Annotated in this window: 24 protein-coding genes; 5 read left to right on the top strand and 19 right to left on the bottom strand. The window is 44.2% G+C overall.

What is annotated here, in order from left to right:
- Nucleotides 1-16: 16 nt before the first annotated feature.
- From BLU98_RS10380 to BLU98_RS10355, 6 genes are read right to left on the bottom strand one after another with little or no spacing between them, the layout of a single operon-like run.
- A complete protein-coding gene (locus BLU98_RS10380) occupies nt 17-721 on the bottom strand; it encodes a lycopene cyclase domain-containing protein (RefSeq protein ID WP_257574886.1) in 705 nt (234 codons plus the stop codon).
- Nucleotides 718-1,137, bottom strand: a complete 420-nt coding sequence (locus BLU98_RS10375) for a sterol desaturase family protein (protein WP_371937854.1) — start codon at nt 1,135-1,137, stop codon at nt 718-720. Before BLU98_RS10375 ends, BLU98_RS10380 begins: the two co-directional genes overlap by 4 nt.
- A gap of 54 nt (nt 1,138-1,191) precedes the next feature.
- On the bottom strand, nt 1,192-1,656 hold the full coding sequence (locus BLU98_RS10370) for a hypothetical protein (protein WP_257574885.1): 465 nt from the start codon (nt 1,654-1,656) through the stop codon (nt 1,192-1,194).
- On the bottom strand, nt 1,653-2,489 hold the full coding sequence (locus tag BLU98_RS10365; protein WP_092723962.1) for a phytoene/squalene synthase family protein: 837 nt from the start codon (nt 2,487-2,489) through the stop codon (nt 1,653-1,655). The genes BLU98_RS10370 and BLU98_RS10365 overlap by 4 nt, the downstream gene beginning before the upstream one ends.
- Entirely contained in the window at nt 2,473-3,981 is a 1,509-nt protein-coding gene (crtID, locus tag BLU98_RS10360; protein WP_092723961.1) for a bifunctional phytoene desaturase/3,4-desaturase, read from the bottom strand. The genes BLU98_RS10365 and crtID overlap by 17 nt, the downstream gene beginning before the upstream one ends.
- Before the next feature lie 13 nt (nt 3,982-3,994).
- Nucleotides 3,995-4,666: a MarR family winged helix-turn-helix transcriptional regulator gene (locus tag BLU98_RS10355; RefSeq protein WP_092723960.1), complete on the bottom strand. Its 672-nt coding sequence runs from the start codon at nt 4,664-4,666 to the stop codon at nt 3,995-3,997.
- A gap of 178 nt (nt 4,667-4,844) precedes the next feature.
- On the opposite strand from BLU98_RS10355, the gene BLU98_RS10350 reads away from it, so the two are divergent.
- The gene (locus BLU98_RS10350) at nt 4,845-5,420 is read left to right on the top strand and encodes a dihydrofolate reductase family protein (RefSeq protein WP_257574884.1); all 576 of its coding nucleotides are present in this window, start codon (nt 4,845-4,847) and stop codon (nt 5,418-5,420) included.
- A gap of 9 nt (nt 5,421-5,429) precedes the next feature.
- Here the strand turns inward: BLU98_RS10350 and BLU98_RS10345 are convergent, their stop codons facing one another.
- The 11 genes from BLU98_RS10345 to BLU98_RS10300 form a co-directional block, all read right to left on the bottom strand.
- The gene (locus BLU98_RS10345; protein WP_092723959.1) at nt 5,430-6,386 is read right to left on the bottom strand and encodes a transglutaminase family protein; all 957 of its coding nucleotides are present in this window, start codon (nt 6,384-6,386) and stop codon (nt 5,430-5,432) included.
- A 58-nt stretch (nt 6,387-6,444) separates the two neighbouring features.
- Nucleotides 6,445-7,386 (bottom strand): alpha-E domain-containing protein, encoded by a 942-nt coding sequence (locus BLU98_RS10340; protein WP_092723958.1) that lies wholly within the window; start codon nt 7,384-7,386, stop codon nt 6,445-6,447.
- Nucleotides 7,387-7,405: 19 nt separating this feature from the next.
- Nucleotides 7,406-8,869, bottom strand: a complete 1,464-nt coding sequence (locus BLU98_RS10335; protein WP_092723957.1) for a circularly permuted type 2 ATP-grasp protein — start codon at nt 8,867-8,869, stop codon at nt 7,406-7,408.
- Nucleotides 8,870-8,991: 122 nt separating this feature from the next.
- Nucleotides 8,992-10,158, bottom strand: a complete 1,167-nt coding sequence (locus BLU98_RS10330; protein WP_257574883.1) for a glycoside hydrolase family 172 protein — start codon at nt 10,156-10,158, stop codon at nt 8,992-8,994.
- A gap of 122 nt (nt 10,159-10,280) precedes the next feature.
- Nucleotides 10,281-10,418, bottom strand: a complete 138-nt coding sequence (locus BLU98_RS17820) for a hypothetical protein (protein WP_257574882.1) — start codon at nt 10,416-10,418, stop codon at nt 10,281-10,283.
- Between the two features lie 230 nt (nt 10,419-10,648).
- A complete protein-coding gene (locus BLU98_RS10325; RefSeq protein WP_092723955.1) occupies nt 10,649-12,097 on the bottom strand; it encodes a RagB/SusD family nutrient uptake outer membrane protein in 1,449 nt (482 codons plus the stop codon).
- 12 nt (nt 12,098-12,109) lie between these two features.
- On the bottom strand, nt 12,110-15,184 hold the full coding sequence (locus BLU98_RS10320) for a SusC/RagA family TonB-linked outer membrane protein (protein ID WP_092723954.1): 3,075 nt from the start codon (nt 15,182-15,184) through the stop codon (nt 12,110-12,112).
- A gap of 118 nt (nt 15,185-15,302) precedes the next feature.
- Nucleotides 15,303-16,649 carry a sensor histidine kinase gene (locus BLU98_RS10315; protein WP_092723953.1) on the bottom strand — a complete coding sequence of 449 codons (1,347 nt, stop codon included), beginning with the start codon at nt 16,647-16,649 and terminating at the stop codon, nt 15,303-15,305.
- Nucleotides 16,650-16,671: 22 nt separating this feature from the next.
- A complete protein-coding gene (locus tag BLU98_RS10310; RefSeq protein ID WP_092723952.1) occupies nt 16,672-17,346 on the bottom strand; it encodes a response regulator in 675 nt (224 codons plus the stop codon).
- Nucleotides 17,347-17,444: 98 nt separating this feature from the next.
- Complete coding sequence (locus BLU98_RS10305) at nt 17,445-18,137, bottom strand: VIT1/CCC1 transporter family protein (protein WP_092723951.1); 693 nt, start codon at nt 18,135-18,137, stop codon at nt 17,445-17,447.
- Nucleotides 18,138-18,141: 4 nt separating this feature from the next.
- Nucleotides 18,142-18,636, bottom strand: a complete 495-nt coding sequence (locus BLU98_RS10300) for a YkgJ family cysteine cluster protein (protein ID WP_092723950.1) — start codon at nt 18,634-18,636, stop codon at nt 18,142-18,144.
- 32 nt (nt 18,637-18,668) lie between these two features.
- Here BLU98_RS10300 and xerD point away from each other — a divergent pair, with 32 nt between their 5' ends.
- Nucleotides 18,669-19,598 carry a site-specific tyrosine recombinase XerD gene (gene xerD / locus BLU98_RS10295; protein ID WP_257574881.1) on the top strand — a complete coding sequence of 310 codons (930 nt, stop codon included), beginning with the start codon at nt 18,669-18,671 and terminating at the stop codon, nt 19,596-19,598.
- Nucleotides 19,599-19,783: 185 nt separating this feature from the next.
- On the opposite strand, the gene BLU98_RS10290 is transcribed toward xerD, so the two are convergent.
- Complete coding sequence (locus tag BLU98_RS10290) at nt 19,784-21,736, bottom strand: YfbK domain-containing protein (RefSeq protein WP_092723949.1); 1,953 nt, start codon at nt 21,734-21,736, stop codon at nt 19,784-19,786.
- An 18-nt stretch (nt 21,737-21,754) separates the two neighbouring features.
- On the opposite strand from BLU98_RS10290, the gene BLU98_RS10285 reads away from it, so the two are divergent.
- Genes BLU98_RS10285 through BLU98_RS10275 form a run of 3 tightly spaced genes read left to right on the top strand, consistent with a single transcriptional unit; the run spans nt 21,755 to nt 24,365 of the window.
- The gene (locus tag BLU98_RS10285; RefSeq protein WP_257574880.1) at nt 21,755-22,387 is read left to right on the top strand and encodes an RNA polymerase sigma factor; all 633 of its coding nucleotides are present in this window, start codon (nt 21,755-21,757) and stop codon (nt 22,385-22,387) included.
- Nucleotides 22,380-23,474, top strand: a complete 1,095-nt coding sequence (locus BLU98_RS10280) for a hypothetical protein (protein WP_092723948.1) — start codon at nt 22,380-22,382, stop codon at nt 23,472-23,474. Before BLU98_RS10285 ends, BLU98_RS10280 begins: the two co-directional genes overlap by 8 nt.
- 45 nt (nt 23,475-23,519) lie before the next feature.
- Nucleotides 23,520-24,365 carry a DUF2911 domain-containing protein gene (locus BLU98_RS10275; protein WP_092723947.1) on the top strand — a complete coding sequence of 282 codons (846 nt, stop codon included), beginning with the start codon at nt 23,520-23,522 and terminating at the stop codon, nt 24,363-24,365.
- A 132-nt stretch (nt 24,366-24,497) separates the two neighbouring features.
- Here the strand turns inward: BLU98_RS10275 and BLU98_RS10270 are convergent, their stop codons facing one another.
- The gene (locus BLU98_RS10270) at nt 24,498-25,757 is read right to left on the bottom strand and encodes an aminotransferase class I/II-fold pyridoxal phosphate-dependent enzyme (protein ID WP_092723946.1); all 1,260 of its coding nucleotides are present in this window, start codon (nt 25,755-25,757) and stop codon (nt 24,498-24,500) included.
- Nucleotides 25,758-25,851 lie beyond the last annotated feature (94 nt).

Genomic DNA, 25,851 nt, shown 5'->3' with positions numbered 1-25,851 from the left:
TGAATACTTCAGCTGTTTAATTAGCGTATTGGTAATTTTGCTTTTGAAAAAGTTTAAAAAAGTAAATATTCAGTAGAAACTGGCTGTAACCATAAACAACATCTTCAATCGGAATGGTCAAAATTTTAATTCCTAAAAAATCACCCGGATTGTAATTAACGACAGGTGATTCAATACAGGTGCCCGTTAATACGCCATTCACAGGAATAAATCCCAGCAGTAAAACAAAAAAAACAAACGACGCCTGCCCTATCCATTCTTTTTTAGCTATAAAATGCAGAAAAATAAGCACACACAGCGTTACCAGCGCCGTAATCAATGTGTATGTTTTCTGATAATGCAAAAAGGCGATAACCACCAGTACAACAGAACTTGTAAATACAATTAAGTTGTTTAATGAGTTCGCCCAGCCGAGATCAAAGAATTTTTCCAGGCAGAAATAGGTGAATACGCAAGCAAATGGGATGCACCAAAAGAACAACCATTCTTCTAGCGGTAGCCCGGCAATTACTATACCCAAAGTATAATTTCTATCAAACCACCAGACGCCCATTTTGGTGAACCAAACATCCCATAAAATATAAAGAACAGCAACAATGGTGCTTGACAATAAAAAATCGCCAAAATATTTATAGAACTGAATTCTTTTATCAAAAGATGCAATAAGGCAAATAATGATAGTAAAGAAATTAACCAGTAGATATGTGTAAGATTGCATCATCTTTTTTCAGGGGTATATTTTTTGAAATATTTAAAATGTGCCCACAAAAACCCAAAGCATTCGCCGTTTTCTTTACCTAAATGTTTGTGATGTTGCTTATGAGCCCGCCTGATTGCCAACAGATAAGGATTCTGCGTATTGCTCAAAATCTTTGCTCTTTGGTGGATAAAAATATCATGTACAAAAAAGTACGCCATTCCGTACAATGTGATGCCCAATCCAATGAAAAACAAATAACTAAAATCATGCTTCGCTCCGGCATATAGCAACGCAATGGCAGGAGTTGCGAAAATCACAAAAAAGAAATCATTTCTTTCAAGAGACCCCTTGTTGCTATGGTCATGATGGTCTTTGTGCAAGAACCACAGAAAGCCATGCATTACATATTTATGAATGAGCCAGGTAGCCCCTTCCATTGAAACAAAAACCGATAAAACGATTAAGAAGTTCATTTTGACGAACCTGTTTGGTTAAAAATCTTTTAAAGCTTCATCTATATTTTTCAGTACAGTTCTAGATGTAATTTCATTCCGGTGCATTTTAAGAAAATCTTTGTCTGACTTGATGTTTGAATAGTAACCCAGAAAAAAAGGTGCATTTTTTTTGATAGAAAACCTGATAAATCTAACTTCTACATTATTCGGCTCCTTTAAGACCGCTTTTTCAATATTCTTCCGGCCTTCTCTGAATGTATTGAGTTTGGCAATGGGATTAACCACATGATTCGCCCAAATTGCCTGCAAACCTCCTAAATAAGCTAAATACAGCGGTTCACTTTTAACCGGTTTCAAATCTTCAATCATTCGTGCACACAAGTTTTTATTTGCAACGGCCTTGTTATAATTGCTCCTTACATAATCCAGGTCAATACCGCCTGCCGGCACATTCATGTGAAGTATTGCATTCCATATCAATATGCTCCAAAAGCTCATCATAAAAAAGCCGCTTTATAGCGCAAATAACTTTTCAGGGCTACAAATGCTTTTTGAGAATTTGGGATGCGGATTCTGTTTTTCAGAATTTCCTGCGAACTTGTATTTTTAATTTTTTCAAACAAAGAGAGGTAATATTTATAAGCCAGGTAAACGCCAAACATCGATGAATTGGGAAGCTTTTTAATGCCGTTTAAAGCCTCTGTAAATTCTGTTTCTATTTCTTTTTCAATCTGACATTTTACAGCGTTATCAAATACACAGATGTTTATGTTCGGAAAATAAGTGCGCCCCAAAATTTGATAATCATCTTTCAAATCCCTTAAAAAGTTAACCTTCTGAAATGCCGAACCCAGCTTCATTGCATATGATTTTAGTTCTTCATATTTCTCCTTATTCCCCTCTGTAAATACCTGCAAACACATCAAACCAACTACTTCTGCAGAGCCGTAGATATACTCATTGTACAGATCAGAATTATAATCCATTTTTTGCAGATCCATTTCCATACTGTGCAAAAAGCGGTCAATCAGCGTTCTGTCTATTTGATATTTGTGAACGGTTTCCTGAAAGGATTGCAAAATGGGGTTTAGCGAAATCTTTTCTTCCAGAGCAATATTGGTCTCAATTTTCAATCTATTCAACAATTTTTCTTTGTCATAACCGTGAAAGCTATCCACTATTTCATCTGCCAACCTTACATATCCGTAAATGGCATAAATGGCCGGACGGATAGAAGGTTTCAGCGCCAGTATACCAAATGAAAAACTGGTACTGTACTTTTTAGTAGCTCTTTTGCTCACTTCGTAAGACAATTCATCAAACAGTTTTTTCATATTTTTCGATATTTAAACTATTCACTTCGTTTGCAACAATTTTTCCGGAGATGATGGATGGAGGCACTCCGGGTCCGGGCACGGTTAACTGGCCGGTATAAAACAAGTTGCTGATTTTCTTATTGCGGATTTTCGGTTTCAATACCGCTGTCTGACTTAAAACATTAGCAAGCCCGTAAGCGTTACCGCCATAAGCATTGTAATCCGAAATAAAATCACGCACGCAATAACTTCTTTTATATTCAATTTTAGAAAGCAGGTCTGTTACACCTGTATGTTTTTCTATTCTTGAAAGCATTTCCCTCAAATATTTCTCTCTTGTTGTTTCATCGTCATTGATTCCTATAGCCAGTGGCATCAGCAAAAAAAGATTTTCACCGTATTCAGGCGCTACGGTGGTGTCTGTTTTTGATGGGCAGCAGCAATAAAACAGTGGGTTTTCAGGCCATTTTTTCTTTTCGTATATGCACTGGATGTGTTCATCCAGGTCGTTTTCAAAAAACAGCGTATGATGTTTTAGGTTAGGGATATTTTCTCCAAACCCCAGATAATAAATAAGGCTGGAAGGAGCAAAAACTTTGTTTCTCCAATATTTTTCATCATAATTTCTAAGCCTTTCAGGCAAAAGTGTTTCCGTATGATGATAATCGGAAGACGCAATCACAACATCAAATTCGTGGTTGATACCATTAACCTGCAATGACTTAATTTTTCCGTCCTCTACGTTTATCTTTTCAACATTTTGATTGAAATGAAATGCCGCTCCTTGTTTCTCAGCAATATTTTGCATGGCCAAAGCCAACTGGTAATATCCCCCCATTGGATACCAGGTACCTAAAGCATAGCCCCCATAGTTCATGAAGCTGTATAAAGCAGGGATATTTTTAGGGGATGCACCCAAAAAAATGACCGGGAACTCCATTAAAGACCTCAATTTAGGGTTTGCAAAATATTGGGCTACATAAGTGCGAAAGTTGCTCAGCAAATCTAGTTTCAATGCACTACCTGCTATTTTAGGCGATAAAAATTCCCGCCAATTGTGACAAGGTTTATTTACAAATTCTTTCATACTTACCTCGTACTTGAATTTTGCCGATCGCATGAACTGGTCCAATTTGTTGCCGGAACCGTATTCTAACTGCTCAAACAAATTCCTTAACGCTTCATATTTTTCGGGCACTTCAATATTCCCATCAGCGAAAACCATTTCAAACTGAGGGTTCAATGGCACGAGCTTATAGAAGTCTGAAGATTGGTAACCGAAATCTGTAAAGAAACCCTCTATGATATCGGGCATCCAGTACCAACTCGGCCCCATATCGAAAACAAATCCATTCTCCGTAACAAACTGCCTGGCCCTGCCACCTGGTTGATGGTGCTTTTCGAAAACATGTACATCGTTGCCCGCATTAGCTGCATATGCCGCGGCTGACATTCCCGAAAAACCAGAACCGATGACGGCTATTTTTTTCTTTGGTATTATACGTTTCATAATCCGCTTAAAATTATCCTGGCAACTGACTTAGCCGGCTATGCGCCAGCTCTAATAATTCAGGTATTCCCACATTCATGCAATAAATGGAGTGATGGAAATCGTCCAATTTGGAAAGCAACCGTATCAGATCCATTTTTTCCGCATGGGTAAGGTTACCGGTAACCACCTGTGAAGCTTTACGTATCTTCTCCATTTGCTTTTCCAAAACATTAATACCTGCCGGGGTAATCTGGATTACTTTACTACGTTTATCTACCTCAGAATGCGTTTGCTCTGCCCACCCGTTTTGTATCAAACGATTGATGATCTGAATGCCTGCTGACTTATCGTGCACGTTTTTCTTAATAAGTTCTATTTTGGACATGGCACCGAAAGCTTTCAGGTTAATGAGGTAAATAAAATCTTCCTGCGTAGAGAATGCAGAGCCATTGATGGCAGATTTAGAATAATACTTAGCATACCTATTCATGTGCACGATAAAAGTGTTGATAACACTATCTGAACTCCTGCCGTTTTCTTTACCCTCCCATTTGGGCTCCGCTATAATTCCAGGTTCTATAGTAGTGCTGCAAACCCATTTTTTAAATCCCGCTACATCGTTACTATAATCACCTTCTTTATGATTTTCCAGTTCAAATTGATGAACCAGATTCATTACGTCTATTACTAATTGGTATTCCATTTAATTGAATAATTGTTTGTAAATATACTATTTTGTTACTAGAATAGTACAAAATAATACTTTAACCTAGTATTAATTATCAACTTTTATACCTCTCATAACCCCCGGAGCAAGTGTTGACAGTATCATCCCGGGCGTACCAAGGTGTTTAAGAAACCAGGAAATAACGGTTACTTTTATGAAACCCATTATGAACATGACAACGGGCACATTTGCATTAACGATACATATGGTCGCAAGTCTTGATGGGATGGTTGCCAAAAAAGACAACAGCGTTTCGTGGTTTGAAACATCTGATTATTACGAAAAAGGGGTTACCGGACAAGACCCAACCGAATTCCTGAAAACAATAGATTGTTACGTAATGGGTTCCAGAACTTATGAACACGCCCTGGAACTTTCCAAATCTTATGGATGGGCTTACGGAGATACACCAACAATTGTAGTAACACATAGAAACCTGCCAATAGAAAGGACAAATATTGAAACCTTCTCAGGCGATCTTAACGAATTGGTGAATGAGCACTTAAAACCAAACTACAAAAACGTTTGGCTCGTGGGTGGACCCATGCTTGCGAAAGATTTTATTCGCCTACAATTGGCAGATGTAATAAGATTATCCATTCTGCCTATAATTTTAGGCTACGGAACACCGTTTTTTAACCACATAGAACAAGAACACGCATTGCACCTGAAAGAAGTTACAGCCTACAAAAACGGAATGGTGGAACTATGCTATGAAGTAAAGAAATAGCGGAACCTGTCATTGCTGTTGCTGTACACCCTGGGTGCCATAATCCGTATCGTACAAAGCTTTTTCTTCATTAGGCGTACGGGGAGTGCTAACATCATTCAATTCTTCAAACACGGTTCCATCTTCATACCCAATGGAAACAAATGCGGTTAAATGTTGTTTGGAAATACCCGTGAACACACCTTTCACCGGCGTGCAATCATTAAAATCCCGTCCTACAGACAGTTTCACGTGCTGGTTGGTTACCCAAACATTGTTGGTGGGATCTATGCCTGCCCATCCAAACTGCGGTACATATACTTCTACCCAGGCATGTGTAGCCCCTTCACCGCGCATGCCATTTTTATTCGGACAGATATAACCACTTACATACCGGCATGGGATCTGCAGTGTGCGCAGGATCTGCAACATCAGGTGGGCAAAATCCTGGCATACACCCGACCGGTGGCCTAATATTTCGTCAACAGTGGTTTCAATGGTCGTAATCCCTTTGATATATTTGAAGTTTTTGAAAATGTATTCACAGCACTTCTCTGCAATAGCTGCAACGGTCTGTTGCGGATGTTGCAATAAACCGGCTGCAATATCCTGAATCGCTTGTTGGTGTTCGATCTGTTTAACAGTAGAAAGCTCCACCAGGTAAATATCCTCGTTAACTTCAGTTTTCAATTGATCAAACCCTGAATGGAAATTTATTTTCAACTGCGACGAAGCAGTTGTTCGAACAACCAGTTTACTTTCTATCACCAATGACTGATGCGCAGCCAGGTTGTTGAACACACCGGCTTTGTTTCCCCAATAATCGTAATAAGTGTTCACCTCGGGTGAATCGGTGATGACGATTTCATGCACCAGCACTTCCTGTTCATTACAAGGATATGGATATATCTTAATCTCGTTGATGCTTTCTTTTACTGGCCTGTCGTATTCGTATTTCGTTATATGATGGATCTGAAAAACCGGCATTTGATTTTAAATATGAAAATTACAAACTGTTATATCTTTTGTTACAAGTCGCGGGCATTCAATGATACGAAAAAAACAGTTGCCCGAATTGGGTACTGAATTTTAAAAGCTCTATCCGCAATTCCATCAGGAATGTTTTCAGGTCTACCTTTTCTATGTCCTCCGGGTCCATATACCGTATCCGGCTGTGTAACCTGCAAAAACTATTTACCAGCAGCATGGTTTCATCTGAAGGATTATCCTTGACAATATCATTCAAATAACGGCGAATCCGCTTGAACGAATATAAAATAGAGCGCGGAAAATCTACATTGAAAATCACCTGATGTAAAACATTCAGATTGATGTTTCCTTTTCTGTAATTCTTCAAATGCAATTCATAGCCCGATAAAGACAGCAACAGGCTTCTCCATTGCATCACATCTCTCTCCTGCGCAAGATTATAACCAATATGCTCATATTCCTTCTCGGTAAGTGCAATGGTTTCCAGGCTGCGCTCTATGTATTTCCCCAGGTTCATAAAATTCCAGCCCTGTCCGCGCGGCATGGTAATATCGGTTATTCCTGCATAAGCAACACACTTGCCCGACAACATTTCCAATGTCTGCAATGCATTCAACTCTGCCAGGCGTTCTGGCAGGTCAGGCTGGTTTACCATATGATACAGCCCGTTCACATCTTCCCAAACTTCCTTGGTGATGTAATCCTGTACGCCACGGGCATTTTCCCGGGCATGTAGCACCATGTTTTTTACAGAGTTAGCGTTTTCTGTTTGTGTAATCAGCTTTGGCAATGCAAGTGCCGCATCATTTTCGAGGTGCAAAATTTCATCTTCGTCAAGATGAGCAAATATCTCCAGCACCGGCCGCCATGTGAGGTTATGATGGATGTTCTTATCGAGCGATAAAATATATCGAACATAACTTACGCGCAATACACCCTGCGCACGCTCCATGTACCTGTTCAACCAAAATAATGAATCCGCTATCCTACTTAGCATTATCGATAATTAAACAATTTTAAAAAACAGAAGGCATATCCACTACCCAGGTATCTTTGCTGCCGCCGCCCTGCGAAGAATTCACCACAAGAGAGCCCTCTTTCAAAGCAACACGCGTCAATCCTCCCGGTACAATTTGAACACCTTTCGGGCCATATAAAGCATAAGGCCGCAGGTCTACATGGCGGGGAGCCAATTTCCCATCCACGAAACAAGGCACCGTGGAAAGTTGGATAATCGGTTGTGCAATATAATTCCGGGGATGTTCTTCAATGACCTTCCGGGCATCCCGCCATTCCTCATCTGCTATTTTATTCCCCATGATCATACCATAGCCGCCCGACTGGTTCGTACTCTTGATAACCATTTTATGAATATTGTCGAATATATGGTTGCGCTCATCGGCATTTTGCAAATGATAGGTAGGCACATTTTGCAAAACAGGTTCTTCATTCAGGTAATACCTGATCATCGCGGGTACATAAGCATACACGGCTTTATCGTCTGCAACACCATTTCCTACGGCGTTTACAATAGACACACTCCCTTTCCGGTAAGCATCCAGCAGCCCGGCCACACCCAACATGCTGTCTTTTTTGAATACCAGCGGGTCAAGAAATTCATCATCTACCCTGCGGTATATGACATGAACCTGTTGCAGCCCCCTGGTTGTCTTCATGAATACCTTATGATTATCCACAATCAGATCCCGCCCTTCTACCAGTTTAATGCCCATCGACCGGGCAAGAAAAGTGTGTTCAAAATAGGCCGAATTGTAAATACCCGGCGTCAGCAGTACCACAGTAGGGTTTGAAATTTGTGCAGGAGCTAATTGCAATAATATTTCATGCAGCATCGGCGGATAATTGCTTACACCACGGACATGACTCGATGCCAGTATGTTGGGAAAAATGCGTTTGGTTACCTCCCTGTTTTCCAACATGTAACTTACGCCGGATGGTGTACGCAGGTTGTCTTCCAGTATGTAGAACTTTCCGTCGTCGCCTCTAATCAAGTCGATTCCCGAAATATGCACATATATATCATAAGGCACTTTGATACCGAATACCTCCCGTGTAAAATGCGGACAGGAAGCAATCAATTCCGGAGGAACAATTTTATCGTTGAGGATTTGGTGTTTGCTGTAAATGTCTTTCAGAAAAAGGTTAAGCGCTTTCAGCCGTTGTGCGATCCCTTTTTCAATTATTTGCCATTCTTCTCCGGTGATGATGCGTGGAATGATGTCGAAAGGAAAAATACGTTCAATGCCTTCATTGTCGCTGTACACAGTAAATGTAATGCCCTGGTTCATGAAAAGTTCACCTGCCAATTGTGCTTTTTGCAAAAGTAAGTCTGCGCCAAACTTCTGCAATTGCCTGTAAACCGCTTTATAGGGTTCCCGTATTGAATCCCAGCCACGCATTTCATCCCATGTACCAGCATTCGGCGTATAAGATCCAAATAATTCACTTGCTTCATACATAAACAATTATTTAATTTGAACCTGGCAAGCAAACCTGAAGCATTTCTTTCAATCAAAATGACTCTTCGATCATATGATTCCTATGAATATATGGTAATCCGGGATACAATCCAAATAATAAGTTAGTTTACCTCCAGTTCATCCTTGCCTGGAAGTTTAGAAAACCTGCCATGCGGTTCTGTTTGATACCAGAATACAACGCTGGCTATATCATCTTGTAGTGGCAAATACCGGCCGCTGTTATCATTGTGCCAGCCCAAATCCTGTATGGTTACTTTCAGGTTCTTTTCAAACCGGATGGGGTCGGTGATATGCCAGCGGTACAAGCCGAATCTTTGCTGCGAGTTATAATGCCCATCGGGACGTATTACCTGCACCAGCCCGGCATACGGTGTATTGAACGCTGTATAATTGCTTTCCGTAACCCCTGCTGCATTTTTAGTCCGGGTATCGAAATCATAGCTTCCGCAGAAATAATCTTCCGTTCCGGTTCCGCATATTGTCGGGAACTGGCTGTCGCCATCCATAAAGAACTTGATCTCTCCCTCACCCCACCAGCCGTTGGCATGCACACCAATGGCCATATAGGTTCCCACGTATTGCCCCTTACCCGTTACACTATCCAGCAACACATAATCTTTCTTATAAGGATTGGGGTTGATACGCTTATACTGTGCGTGAAAATACGCTGCATCGCGGGCAATCTCTTTTAGTTCATAATTGATGGAATAATAAAGGGTCATATCCTTATCATCGATATTCTCCATCGTGATCTTGCAACGATGTCTGAACGGCATGGGCCAGTAACAGTTGAACGCACTGCCCGGATTCACGCAAACGGCCAGGGAACTGAGCGGCGCATATTGTCCCCATCCCATACAAAAAAAGTCACCCACCGGGCTTTCCACGCTGGGTATACTTTCTCCGTCCCAATAAAAACGGATGATGCTATTGCGCCAGTTGCCGGTCGGCGTCATCCAGATATGATTGATACAGCCGCTTGAGTCAATATCGGCCAGTGTGAATGTGGTGTGTGATTTGATCACTACAGAGGGACTCAGCTTCCAGGTTTGTCCGAGCTCCCTGGCTGCAGAAGCGCCGGTACCGGTGGTGGCCATTCCGCCCATACCTTTTGCTCCTGTAAAATTCTCCGGGCTGATGCTTCTGCTTTTGGCATCGGATAACTTATACAAGTTTTCCATGCTGTTTTGGCCATCGGCCTGCATAAACAAAACAACAGCAAGACAACCCATAAAACAGCGCTTGATCGCAATCGGTAGCTTTATCATATCGTATGCATTTATACAGTTAAGGATGAAATATACTACTATTTATAAAGAGATCATACAGCGCAATAAAAAAGCAGGCCGCTCATGATGAACGACCTGCCAGAACCAACATCAACGGTAATTTATGGTATAACAATCATCTTCTGTGCGCTTCTTATCCTGCCATGCGCCACCTGGTTAACAAAGTATACGCCCGGTAATAGATCATGCACATCTGTTTTGATCCTGGTACCGGTAACCGGTAACTGTAATAATAGCACGCCGCCCCAGATTTGAGTAAAGAGATGGCATAAACAATCGTTTTGAAGTGATTAAAATGGGGTTTTAGTTCTCTTCAAAAATAAACGCCATTAAAAGCGAAGCCGGGAGAATATCATAAAAGATTAGGTCGAAAAACGTAAATGTTTTTATCACAAAAAAATCCCCATTGACTTCTGTCAATGGGGATCAGCGTACTACCCCCTATCTTGCGCTTATTGAACAACCGGTACTACCATCCGGGATTATTAGGAAGGATATTACTGTTCACCAGCAATTCTGCCTGCGGAATGGGCGTGTGATATACTGATTCGGAAGGTTGCAACAGATTCTTGGTAATACCGGCCGGTAAATCATCTGCCAGGCGTTCTATATTGCTGTTGGTACGCCTCAGATCAAATAACCGGTGCCCTTCAAATGCCAGTTCTTTGTATCGTTCTGTAAGAATGGCCCTGATAAGATCCGTATTACTGGCGAAAGACTGGCTGGTATAACCTTGTATCCTTGCGGCACGTAGCGTATTCAGATCATTGGTACCATCTGCCAGTCTGCCCATACGTGCATAAGCCTCTGCACGTATCAGGTACATTTCCGCTGTACGAAATACTTTTACGTCTGCCAGGTTGAGAGCACCCGGCTGTCCCGCATATTTGTTGATGGTATTTGGCAATTGCCCGCCTGCTATCAGAGAGGAATCTGTAGCAAAGTAACTGCTGTAACGCACATCATTGGCGCTGTCATACAACCGCATCAGTTTGAGCGCCGGTGCAAAATATACAATACCTGTAGCAACATTTTTCCATACATCCCCCGGACGAAAAGCACTGCGATTGGTACGCTTCAGTTTAAAGATCACTTCCGCATCGCTTTGGTCCTGCCATATGGCAGGAAAAACATTCGGTGTTGCCAATGGAATTTTATTGATCAGCAGGGAGGATTTATCAATGGCTCCTTGCCAGTCGCCCGCATACAGCGCTACCCGCGCTTCCAGCGATTGCAGTGCATTCAGGCCCATCCTGATATTGGTGCTGCTTGTCTGTTGAGCAAGCAGGGTTTCTGCATCGGATATATCCTGTTTCAATAACTTGAAAAAATCAGCGGTAGCCGGACGGGAAGGTTTGGAATCAAGATCCGTACGTGTAATATAAGGAACAGCCGCTGCATCAGGCGTGTACACCGGCGCATAAGCATAGGCCCTGTACAAATCGAAATGCTGAAAAGCCCGGATGGCCAGCAGTTCCCCCTTCAGCTGGTTTCTCTTTGTTTCCTCACTTACATTCTTTACCGGTACTGTACCAATATGCCCCAGTATACTGTTGGCCCTTCCTATGATCTGGTAAGCAGTGGCCCAGGGGCTGGCAATCTCTTTGTCGCCAAGAGAAAAAGTCCACCTGAACAATGACTGTGCACTGCTGTTCACACCCGCATTCTTCAACCCAATGCGGCATTCATCTGTGGGCACACTCCCCAATTGCATGATATACTCTTCCTGCCAGTCGGCATACACACCCAGTACGCCCTGTTCCAGTGTTTGTACAGATGAGAAAACGGACTGGCCGTCTACCTGGTCAACAGGTGTTTTTTCCAGTTGCTTTGTGCATGACTGCATACCGGATACCAGTATGATCAGGAAAGAAAATACAAACCATTTCTTTATTATAATGTTGTTCATTGTGTACATGATGCTTTTGATTTAAAATGAAATGTTGATACCACCTGTGATCATTCTGGGCATAGGATATTCATATTGCGCAATGTCATTGGCATCTTCCGGATCAAATCCACGCCATTTCATGAATGAGAACAGGTTCTGTCCGTATGCAAAGACCTTCAGTCCGTGTATGTATTTCGACAGGTTCGCACCCAAAGGAACATGGTAAGCAATGGACAAGTTCCTGAGCTTGATGTAATCGGCGCTCATGATATCCCTGGAAGTAAAGAAAGTAGGATACTGTGCTCCTGCATAAGCAGCATGATCGCCAGGTTTCTGCCAGATATTCAGCATATCGGCCGATTGATTATACTGCCTGTAGTTGGCATCGCCCGAGTGCGCATACAAGTTGGGATAATTCAGCCTATACATGCCTTTGATGAAACTCATCAGCAACGAAAATTCAAATTGTTTATAGGTAACATTCAGGGTAAAGCCGCCTTTGTAAGGAGGGTCATATACTTTACCTGCCATGGGTACTGCATCACCTGAATTATATGTGTTGGTGGTCTTTCCATCTTTTGTTAAATAAATCGGGGCTCCTGTTGCAGGATCAACACCTTGCCAGCGAACAGCATAAAAAGTTCCCAGTGTATAACCGGGCAAACTCATCGATGCTTCATCGGCAAATATCTTGCTCTCATTACCCAGTGTTAACACCAGGTTCTGGTTATAAGCCAGGTTCAAGCCGGCAGTCACTTTCCAATCCTTTTGTTTGATAATGTCTCCTTCTATCATCAGTTCCACACCCCTGTTCCTGATCTTTCCCTCATTGGATGAAATGGTAGCAAAACCGGTTGTGAGGGAAAGGTTCCTGTTCACAAACAGGCCATCAGTAATACGGTTATAAAAATCAAGTTCTGTGCGCAGCCTATTCTTGAAGAATCCAGCTTCAACGGCCACGTCTGCAATACGGTTCATCTCCCAGTTATAAGCCGGGTTACCTGGGGTTTGCAACTCGTAAGCGCTTTGCCCTGCATAGTTGGCCGGCGCATAAAGCTCCCTGTATCCGTAATCGCTGGCAAAGCCACCAGCATTGCCGGTAAGACCATAACTGGCCCTCAGCCGCAAGTAAGAAAAATGAGTTCTCAATCGTTCGGCAAAGGATTCAGAAAGCACATTCCAACTGCCGCCTACAGCATAGAAATATTTATACCGGTTCAAAGCAGGCACCTGCGAAGAACCATCTCTTCTGAGGCTTGCCGACAATGTGTATTTATTGGAATAAGAATAACGGGCAATGGCTATCTGCGACAACAACAGGTTATCGGGTGTGGTTTGTCCGCTTATAGCAGGAATAAAATTATTATCAGCCGTACCCTGCGATACACCGGCAGGTGTATTGAGCAGCAGGCTGTTCAATCCGTAACCAGTAAAGCCAAAGCCTTCTCCTTTGATCCGGTTCATTTCAGCCAACAGGTTGGCTTCCAGTTCGTGGTCGCCCCATTTTTTGTTGTAGCGGAGACCTCCGTTTACAATCAAACCCAACCTGGTTGCGAGGCTGCGCTGGTAAGATCCACGGTTACCATTCGGTTCCTGCGCGCCATAATAGGAATCGGGATTGAGATAGTTGGTAAAATTGGACTGCTGGTAATCGATGCCCACCGTACTGATCAGGTGCAGGTCTGAAGACAAACGAAAATCCTCATTCAGAGAAACCACCGCTTTGATCTGGTTGTCTTTACGCAGGCTGTTGCGATACACATCCAGGGCATTGGAACCAAAATTACCGGGTCGGGCAGAATCAGTGGGCGACTGATATGGCAATGCATAATACAGTGAGGCGATGGGATTCTTTTCTGTAATACCACCACCTCCTACCGCTGCACCGCCTTGTGGCGCCACACCTTCGTCCTGTATATAACGCACAGAAGCGGTAGACAATCCAACAGACAGACTCGATTTCAAACGGCCGCTTGTGTTCTGGATATTGGCCCTCAAACTATAGCGTTTCAGGCCGGAATTCAATGCAATACCTTCCTGGTTCAGGTAAGAAACGGCAATATAAAACAGGGTACGATCATTACCGCCCGACAAGTTCAATGTATGCGATTGTGTAAAAGCTTTACGAAGTAAGTATTTACGCCAGTCGGTATTGATGGTTTTCAGGCTATCGAGGTAGTGCTTGCCAAATGCATAATCAGCGGCTGTTTTCGGCGTGCTCACCCCATTTACGATCTTATTCGGGTTATTCGCCGAATAAGCCCATCCCGGCATGTTGGGATCCTGTAGTATCTCTTCAAACTGCAAGCGCTGTGAGGTATTCATCATATCCCATTTGGAACTGTTGACCGCAGAAAAACCCATCTGTGTTTTATAGTTGATGCGTACTTTACCATCCGGCAGGGCCATCCCTTTCCGGGTGGTGATCACGACCACACCATTGGCCGCCCTCGACCCATAAGGCGCAGTAGAAGCCGCATCTTTCAATACGTTGATAGACTCGAAATCGTCTGTATTCAATGCGGCGAAAGAAGCGGCAGCAATGGGAACTCCATCTACAATATAAAGCGGGTTGGTATCGCCGTTAATGGAACCCAGTCCGCGTATGGTAACACGCCCGGCTTCACCTGGTTGCCCTGTAGGCGTTCCTACATATAATCCCGGTGCACGTCCTTGCAGCATCACATCGAATGAACCAACCGGGTTGTTATCTATGGCAGCAGCTTTGATGGTAGACACCGCGCCCGTGGTCTTGTTCCTGCTCTGCTGTGTATAACCTGTTACCACCACTTCTCGCATCTCCTGTACATCTGCGGCCAATGGAATCACGAGATCATTGTCCGACGAGGTAACGGTCATTTGTCTGGTTTCATATCCCATCGATTTGATCACCAGTGTACATAGCTGGTTAGTTATTTTCAGCGTAAACCGGCCCGATGAATCTGTGATTACATTGGCATGGTTTTCTTTACAGGAAACATAAACTCCTGTTATAGGTAAATGGGATGTTCCGTCTTGTACGCGCCCTTTTAAAAGCCGTTCTTGTGCATGTAATGGCACAAATGACAATAAGCCCGCCAACAGGAAACAAATACTGCTCAACATCAATTTCATAATAGATTATTTTGCGTGTTAACTATTTCAGATTCAATAGCGACGCAAAACTAGAAGCGGCTTATTAAGAGCGTCTTAGCCCGAGATTAGCCGGGCATTAGTATATCATTAGAATCCTTTAATGTTGAGGGAACTCCATGATCATATCGGTTCCATTTCCAGGTTGCGACCGAACGGTCAATAAAACATTGTGCAAGCGGAATATTTTTTCACTGAGCGATAACCCAATGCCCACTCCTTCGTATTTTTTTGCATTGGCTGCCCTGAAAAAAGGCCTGAAGATATGCTCACGATCCTTTTCATTGATACCTATTCCGTAATCGCGGATGATGAGGGAGGTCTTATGGTTGTTGGCTGTGAGTATGCAGTCTACTTTTTTCCCGTCTGAAAACTTGATCGCATTCTTCAGTATGTTTCCAATGGCCAGAAAAAGCAGGTGCCTGTTGCAGGAAAATGTGTACAAATGTTGATCAGCGGATAAATGATAGATGAGTTCTACCTCATGATGAGCAGCATATTCATCTTTTACCTGCCACATCAGTTCATCCAGGCGAACATCCTGCCTGTCTTCATCTACAATGGTTGCCTGGGCCAGTTCCAGCAGGCTGTTCAATAATTCATTCAAGTGTTCCGTTTCATTCAGTACTGTTTCCAGTGTTTTCCGATAGTCATCTTCGCTTCTTTTGGCACGCAGGCTCACTTCCAATGAACCAATGATGGAAGTCAGTGGCGTTCGCAGTTCATGCGACGCATTGCTCACAAATTGTTTTTGGGTCTCGAAAGATTGTTCCAGGTGTTCCAGCATGTCATTGAAAGAACGTATCAATTCGCTGATCTCGTCTTTGCCGCCCGATTCATTCAACCGCTGGTCTAAACTGGTAGAGCGAACGATCCTGATGTCCCGGATCATCTTTTTAATCGGCTGAAGTGCCACTCTTGAAAAAAAGTGCCCGATGATCAGGGTAATCAACAGGGAGCTCAGGAAGAACAGCAACATCACACGGAACAACTGTTGCATGGCTTTGATACCATATTGATCTACCGCCGAAATCAATACACAGAAGTCTCCGGAATTATCCTGGTACAATATCCCAACCACTTGACGATTATGATCAAAATAACGGATGCTTCCCGATGAACGTACTTTATGAATGATTGCACGGCTCCATTCGTGTGAAATGCTGTCTCTTAAAAAAACAGGCTGGTCGCTGCTATCGTAAATGCGTACTATTTCACCCGGAATGGATTGAGGGTATTTTTTGATGATATCCTTAAACTTATCCGACGGCAGATTGTCTTCTGCCAGAAATAACTGTGCTACAACAGTTGCACGTTCTGTTAACCGGTTTCTGAATTCGCTTTTCCTGTTGCTGTCGGTAATGAAATAGATACCAGTAAGCACTCCCAATAAAAGTATGGCGAATAACACAGTGAACTGCATCAACAACCTGTCCTTGATCTTCATAACGGCTCCTTTTATTGATGTGTTATGGTTCTTTGAGGGTATAGCCCATTCCAATAACCGTATGGATCAGTTGCTGCTCAAACCCCTTGTCTATTTTACTACGCAGGTAATTGATGTACACATCAATGAGGTTGGTTCCCCTGTTGAAATCAATGCCCCAGACCATTTCAGCGATCTTTGTTCGCGACAATACCCGGTTCTTATGGATCACCAGCACTTCCAGTAACGCGAATTCCTTGGCGGTTAACTGGATCTCTTTTTTATTCCGGGTCACCTTTTTTTTATATCCGTCTACTTCCAGATCGGCTACCCTGTAAATGGTACCGGGAGCTATCAGGGTCTTACGGCGGGTGAGCACCCTCAGACGGGCAATCAGTTCTTCAAAATGAAAGGGTTTAACCAGGTAATCGTCTGCACCGCAATCGAATCCTGCCATTTTATCCTGCATGGTGCCCAATGCAGTTAACAGTAATACGGGGAGTTCAGGTTTGAGGCGACGGAGTTCTTTGCACACTTCCAGTCCGTTCCGCTGCGGCAGGATCACATCCATCACCACCACGTCATAATCATTTTCCAAGGCAAGCCGCTCTCCCGTTAACCCATCATAGGCAACGGTTACGTCATATAATTGTTCTTTGAGTCCTTTTCTGATAAAATCAGCCACTTTCAGTTCATCTTCTACCAGCAGGATATTCATGCATACAAATTTCCTGCAAAAATACAGGTCAGCCGCCGCGTTAAAGTGCTACATTAATAAAATCTAATGTCAGGTATACACTTAATATTTTTGCTTATTCAGACGTTCCCTACAAGCCTGGCTATCAAAAAGGCAGCCGCAGCAGCCACCAGCCCAATCATGGTCACTTTCAACGCCCCGGCAACGGGTGCCTGGCCTGTGACCTTACTTTTGAAATAACCGAATACAAACAAACTGATCGTGGTAATGACCACGGAAACCAACAAGCCCTCATGCGGCGTATGGGTAAAAAAATAAGCCGACAGCGGCAACAGGCCACCCACGCAATACGCCAGGCCAATGGTGAGTGCAGAATTGCGCGCCCTGTTGGGATCGGGCTTCTCCAGTCCCAGCTCAAATTTCATCATGAAATCAACCCACTTGTGTTTGTCTTTAGCCATTTCTTCGGCTAACAGGTGTTGCCCCTGTGCACCGATCCCGTATTCCTCAAAAATCTCTTTTACTTCCTGTTTCTCTTTTTCAGGCACCCTTTCTACTTCATCGTATTCTCTCTTCAATTCACTTTGGTAATGTTCCAGTTCGGTTCTGCCGGCCAGGTATCCTCCCAAGCCCATCGCAATACAACCGGCTACAATTTCAGCGATGCCCGCCGTGATCACTATGGCGTTATTGGCTACAGCTCCACTCAAACCCGCAGCCAGTGCAAAAGGTACGGTGAGTCCATCGCTCATGCCGATGACAACATCGGTGATGAAAGCAGAACTTTTTAAATGTTGTTCGGTATGCGGCATAGGATCATAATTTGGCCATCATTTTTTCTACCATCTTGAACGTTGCCGGACAGTAAGCCACATTCTGTTTGTGCACATGAATGTAATCGGTCATTTTTTTCTTCTTCAGGTGAGGGAAACCGGCACAGTCATCCGGACGCACTTCATAAATGCTGCACATATTGGTGCGCAGGTCCAGGAACTGGCAAGGCTGCTTCACATTCATCCAGTCGCCATCGGCCTTGTCAAAATATAGCCATTTTTCTTTGAATTCATCGGTCGACATTTCCAAATGGGCTGCAATGCGTTTGATGTCTTTATTATTGAAAGTAGGACTCATGGTTTTGCAACAATTGGCACAACTGAGGCAGTCAACTTCCTGCCATACTTCCGCATCAATAGCTTCGGCTATTTTATCGAGATGGCGCGGCGGGTTCTTTTCGATCTTGGTTAAAAACCTGCGGAATGAGCGTTGGTTGTGACGCACTCTTTGCTTGAATGAACGTAAATTGACTTGCATCTGGGAAAAAAGAAATTTGTCCTCGCAATATCATGTACCTTTCCCGCAATTCCAAATCCATCATGTGGGAAGCTTATAAAAAAGGATACAAAGCCTACCTGAGGCTGGAAAAATCGCTGAGCGAACACTCGGTGGAAGCCTATCTGCGGGATGTAGAGAAACTGACTCAATTCCTGCAGGCGACCGGCCAGCTCAAAGCGCCAGGAGAGGTTGAACTGAAAGAACTACAGCAGTTCGTAAAATGGATCCATGAACTGGGCATGACGGCCACTTCCCAGGCCCGTATTATTTCCGGCATCCGGAGTTTTTATAAATATTGCCTGGCAGAACAGGTGGCACAAAAAGACCCTTCCTTGTTACTGGAAGCTCCGCGTACCAAGAGGGCCCTGCCCGATACATTGAGCTTTGCAGAAATTGAGACACTCATTGCACAGGTAGATCAAAGCACGCCCGACGGCGGGCGCAACAAAGCTATACTGGAAACCATGTACAGTTGCGGACTGCGCGTAAGTGAATTGATCGGGCTGAAGATATCCTGCCTCTATCTCGATGTTGGCTATGTGCGCGTAACCGGCAAGGGCAACAAAGAACGCCTTGTGCCCATTGGCGATGATGCGATCAAATACATCAAACAATACAAAGACCTCATCCGTTCACACCAACTGATCAAAAATGGTTGCGAGGATATTCTTTTTCTGAACAAAAGGGGCACCGGGCTGAGCCGGGTAATGATCTTTTACATCATCAAAGACCTGGCCGCGAAAGCGGGCATCACCAAAAACATATCGCCGCATACGTTTCGTCATTCCTTCGCCACACACCTGGTAGAAGGAGGTGCCGATCTCCGTGCGGTACAGGAAATGCTGGGCCATGAAAGCATCACCACTACAGAGATATACACCCATCTCGACAGGGATTATTTAAGAGACACTTTGCACCAGTTTCACCCGGCCTTTAAATAACAACATCGTCATCCTGACTAAGCGAAGAACGTCATCCTGAGCGAGCGAAGCGAGTCGAAGGACCTGCTGAACATTCAGGCAGATCCCTCGGCTACGCTCGGGATGACGATCGTTGAGCAGTCGGGATGACGATCGTTGGGCGGTCGGGATGACGATCGTTGGGCATTCCGGGTGACGACAAATAGTTAATCAGCATGAACAAGCTCTTTGCTATCAGATAACACAGCTGCCTTATCAATCAACCCGATCATTTCTTTTCTATACCCTTCCGCATCTTTGCCTATTGCGCCTTCAGCAAGTGCTTTCACGAAAGTATAATTGGCACTACCCTTGTATTTTGATTGACGAAGCAGCATACCAAACGAAGCAACCGATGCGGCAAAGCGGAAATTTTCTGAAGCCTGCTCTATTGGTATTACTTGTGATTGCACCGGCATCGATAATAATTTACTAGTCTCCTGGCCAGGGTCTTTGTAACGGAGTTTAACAAACATCAATTCACTGGTGTACCCGGCAGGTACATGCTTCTGTTCTTTGACCTTCTGGTAACGCAACGGGTCTACACTGGTACTATCGGGAAAGGCAACGCCAGGAGGAACAATTTCATACAAAGCGGTAACCGTATGCCCGCTGCCCATATCACCTGCATCCTTTTGATCGTTATTGAAATCTTCTTTGGTTAATATTCGGTTTTCATATCCTATCAACCTGTAAGCCTGCACTTTAGCAGGGTTGAATTCCACTTGCAGTTTAACGTCTTTGGCAATGGTATACAAAGTGCCGCCGAACTCATGTATGAGTACTTTTTTAGCCTCTGCTATTCCATCGATATAAGCGTGATTGCCATTCCCTTTATCTGCCAGCTTCTGCATTTTGGCATCCTGGTAATTGTCGGTACCATAACCGAGCACTGTTAAATAAACGCCACTTTTGCGTTCTCCTTCAATCAATCTCTCTAAAGCATCATCACTCGAAGCGCCTACGTTGAAATCACCATCGGTACAAAGGATCACCCTGTTATTTCCTTTCTTGTTGAAGTTCTCTTGGGCCACTTTATATGCCAGTTGAATACCGGCGCCTCCGGCCGTAGAGCCGCCTGCTTCCAAACGATCGATGGCATCCCGTATGGCGGCTTTGTGTTCACCATCAGTTGAAGGCAATACCAATCCGGCATTACCGGCATACACCACAATGGCTACTCTATCTGCCGGCCGCAATTGATCTACCAGTAATTTAAGCGAAGCTTTTACCAGGGGCAACTTGTCTTCCGAAAACATGCTGCCGCTCACATCAATGAGGAAGGTAAGGTTAGAAGGCGGCAGCTCCGATACCTCCATCTGCTTTCCCTGCAAACCGATCAATACCAACTGGTGACTGGTATTCCAGGGACAAACCGCTGCTTCCGTATGCACAGAAAACGGGGTATTGTCTTTCGGCTGATCGTAACGGTAATGAAAATAATTGATCATCTCTTCAATGCGTACCGCACCTTCCTCCGGCAGTTCTCCGCTATTGAGTATGCGGCGTACATTACTGTAAGAGGCTGCATCTACATCGATAGAAAAAGTAGACAAGGGATTATCGCCCGTCTTTAAAAACGGATTTTCTTCAATGTGATCATATCCTTCCCTGTTGAATGGTTCACGGGTTATAGGAAACAGATGAAGGTTGTTTTGTCGAACAGAGACACCTGCAGCAGCTTTACCTGCCAGCCTCAACCTATCATTGAATGTCGAGTAGTATTGATGCGTATTGATCGCAGCCTTACTCAATGAAGAACCCATCACTATCATATCCTGCAGCGGTTCCGGTTCTTTCAGTTTTGCCGGTAATGTAACCGCCTGTACCACAGATTTCAAATGAACGGTTACCTGTGTGTGCTTTCCAACAGGCTGTTCCCGGGTCTCAAACCCAGCCGCTGTAATGATCAATACGGCCTGGTCATTGTTCACCAACAAATTGAAACGGCCGAGGCTATCGGCAACAGCCACCGTTTGCGTTCCTTTGATCGATATCCTGGCTTTGGATACCGGCTTACCCGATTCGTTCACGACCCTGCCGCTCACCTCGCGCGATGAGGAAACAAAGGCTGTTGCCATCACCAACAGCAGGCAGCCCAATAGCATCTTGTATTTCATAGTGTTTTTTCAGAAAAGATGCCGGCACGGAAAGAATTACACAGGAAGGCGAAAAAAAATTATCTTCATTTCACTTTCATGGTTCCGGTAAAGCACATAGAGAATATAACAGCCAGTTCAGATGAAGCACTGTTGAAACAGTACCAGTCAAACGGCGATCAGCAACTGCTGGCCGCATTGTATCTCCGTTATACCGACCTGGTATATGGAACCGCGCTCAAATACCTCTCTTCTCCTGATGCGGCCAAAGACGCCGTGATGGATATTTACCAAGAGCTCGTTAACAAACTGCAAACACATTCGGTAGACCGGTTCAAAAGCTGGCTGTACGTGGTAACCAAAAACCATTGCCTGATGCAGTTACGTAAGTATAAAAAAGCACCTCCAATTGCATTTCAGCAGGAGTTTATGCAATCGGAAGATTTTTCGCATCTGGATGATATACTGGAAAAAGAAAAAGAATTGCAAAAATTGGAAGACTGTATAAAAGCCTTAAACCCGGAGCAGAAAAACAGCATCCAACTATTTTATCTGCAAGGTAAATGTTACAATGAAATTGTAGCCATCACCGGGCATGACTGGAACAAAGTGCGCAGCCTGGTGCAGAATGGAAGGAGAAACTTAAAAAACTGTATGGACAGCCATGAATGAACAGGCGCCACATAACAGATCGTATACACTGACAGATATTGAACAGTATCTGCAAGGTAGCCTGTCACCCGCCGAAATGCATGCCATAGAAAAAGCTGCATTGCAAGATCCTTTGCTGGCCGATGCCATCGAAGGGTACCGGGGATCCAGTATGCATATCGCCAGGACACACTTACAAAATATTCAACAGCAATTGCTGCAACAAAAAAACAGGCAGGCAACTGTAATAAAAGGCGGTTTCGTTGCCAAACGCTGGTGGCGTGCTGCTGCTGTTATCATTGCTTTGGCGGGTATTGGTGGTACAGGATGGTATCTCATGCATTCTTCTGCTGTCAAGCAGGAAATAGCTGTTGCTCCTGTTACTGCAAAAAAAGGAGTTGCGGCCGCTCCTGTAGCTACTGATACTACCACTCAACCAGTAGAGCCTGCGTTGGCACAAACATCACCCGCAGATAGAAAAAGATTGCCAACCCACAACCAGAACACAGTTGCTCAACCTCCTGTTGCTAATGCCAGTGCTTCAACAACCCTTTCCTCTGCTAAAACAGAACCGCCAGTAACCGCACTTGCCGATATCCAGTCTGACAAAGCCATGAAACATGCTTTCGTTCCGCTGGCGGCAGCGCCTGGCAAAGCAGTAGCAGCTGCTGCCGGTCAGCAACAGCCTATGATGCTGCGCGGACGAGCAACCAAAGATGTCGACTCTTCAAAATCGGAACTTTCTGAAGTAGTGATAGTAGGTGCTGCGCGTCAAGCGCCAAAAGAAGCTGCCGGTCATGCAACGCAACGTTCTACAGCGCCGGTCGACAGCCTCAACTTAAGTCCCGATGGAGGATGGAACCATTTCAACGAATACTTCGCCGGCAAACTGGGTGCAGACACGCATGGCGAAGTGGTGAGCGACCTGGTGCTGGACGAAACAGGTAAAATCAAAGATGTCATTATTATCCGTGCTTTCGATCGCAACCTCGATTCATTTGGCCGTGTGATGACACGGAAAATAAAGCAGGCATTACTGGATGGTCCTGTTTGGCTGGCAGGCAATGTAAAAAAGCCCGGCACATTCCGTCTCAACCTGGAATTCTAGTATCGCAAAAATGACTAGGTTTGTTTCCTAAAATCAAGAACGGTTATGAAAAAAACTTTTCTGGCAATGCTTGGCTTTTGCAGCATACAGGCATTTGCACAGCCCATTAAAATGCCTGCGCCCAGTCCGGAACAAAAGATCACACAAGCTTTCGGCATGGGCACCATTGAACTCACTTATTCACGCCCCAACATCAAAAGCCGCGCATTGTTTCAAGCGAACAGTGAACTGGCTCCCCTGGGCAAATTGTGGCGCACAGGCGCTAATGCCGCTACCAGGATCCATTTCTCCGATAAAGTGACTATCGGTGGAAAAATGCTCGACACCGGCACTTATGTATTATACACCATACCAGGAAAAGAATTCTGGGACATCATCATCAACACCGGTGTGAACAATTGGGGTACCGATGGTTATAAAGAAGCAGAAGATGTGGTACGATTTACCGTTAAGGCAGAAAAGTTTGGTACACCCATGGAGACTTTCACCATGCAGTTTGCCAATATCCAGCGCGAGACCTGCGATTTGAGATTGGTATGGGGCAATACCACCGTACGCATTCCCATCAGCACCAATACAAAAGACCGTCTGAGGGCACAGATAGACAAAGCCCTGAATGCCGATCCCGTAAACCCGAATGTATACCAGCCCGCAGCCAATTTTTATTATGAATGGGATAAAGACCTGCCCCAAGCATTGAAGTATGCCACCAAAGCTACCGAAGCCAATCCACAGGCTTTCTGGCTCTTCCTCCTGAAAGCAAAAATCCAGAAAGAAATGGGTGATAAGATCAGCGCCAAAGCAAGTGCCGAAAAATGCATCGCATTAGCCACTACGGCTAAAAACGATGAATACGTGAAATTAGGAATTGAGCTAATCAAAAAACTCTGAAAAAATTCGACAATTCGGCAATTCGACAATTAGCCAATGATGTCCAATCAGCAATAAAAAAAGCCCGAATGGGCTTTTTTTATTGCAATGCTAATATTGTCGAATTGACTAATTGCCGAATTGCCGAATTGATTAATTGGCTTCTGCCATATCTGGAATAGCCTCTACTTTATACGCCCCTGCATCAAGTTTGGCTTTTGTTTCAGTGAATGCTTTCAGTGTTTCTTCGATATCCGCATCAGTGTGTACAGAAGTTGGGATCAGGCGATAAATGATATGTCCTTTAGGGATCACAGGATACACTACGATAGAACAGAAGATATGATAGTTCTCACGCAGGTCCATCACCATGGCAGTAGCTTCTTCAACCCCGCCCTTCATATATACAGGCGTAACAGGTGAATCGGTTTTGCCAATATCAAATCCTCTTTCCTTCAAACCTCTTTGCAGTTTAAGCGCATTGCTCCACAGTTTTTCTTTCAGCTCAGGCATGGTACGCAGCATATCCAGGCGCTTGAGGTTACCCAGTACAATGGGCATCGGCAAACTTTTAGCAAATATCTGAGAGCGGATGTTGTAGCGTATATAATCGATAATGATCTTGGGGCCTGCCATGAAAGCGCCGATAGATGCCATTGATTTAGCGAAGGTAGAGAAGTAAAGATCAATCGCATCCTGGCATCCCTGCTCTTCACCGGCACCAGCACCTGTTTTACCCAGGGTACCAAAGCCGTGCGCATCGTCAACCAGTAAACGGAATTCATATTTATTTTTCAGATCGGCAATTTCTTTGAGTTTACCCTGATCGCCCGCCATACCGAATACACCTTCGGTGATCACGAGTATGCCGCCTGTTTTTTGTTTTTCTACAAGTGCCGCAGCGCGCTGCAGTTGTTTATCGAGGTCTTCCACATCGTTGTGCTTATACACATAACGATGGCCGGGATGTAAGCGCAATCCGTCGATGATACAAGCGTGGCTCTCTGCATCGTACACGATCACATCGTGACGTCCGCAAATGGCATCGATCGCACTCATAATACCCTGGTAACCGAAGTTCAACAATATCGCATCTTCTTTCCCTTCAAATTCGGCCAGTTCTTTTTCCAGTTGCTCATGGTAATTGCTGTTACCACTCATCATACGCGCACCCATGGGCAATGCCAGACCATACTGTACAGATGCTTCTGCATCTATCTTACGTACTTCGGGATGATTGGCTAATCCGAGATAATTGTTAAGACTCCAGACAATCATTTCTTTCCCGCGAAACTTCATCCTGCTACCGATTTCACCTTCCAACTTGGGGAATGCAAAATAACCATGCGCTCTCTCGCGGTGCTGACCAAGCGGTCCGTGGTTCTTAACCAGCTTCTCAAAGATATCTGCCATATTATTAAATTATTACTTTGGTTATAAAATTGGTGCAAAATTAACCCATTAAAACTTAGTCAGCAAACGGTTTTACAGCACCAGTCTATTCCCC

The organism is Hydrobacter penzbergensis, from assembly GCF_900106985.1.
Lineage (GTDB): Bacteria > Bacteroidota > Bacteroidia > Chitinophagales > Chitinophagaceae > Sediminibacterium > Sediminibacterium magnilacihabitans.
The sequence above is the reverse complement of the archived record's forward strand: the minus strand, read 5'-3'. Positions and strand labels throughout refer to the sequence as shown.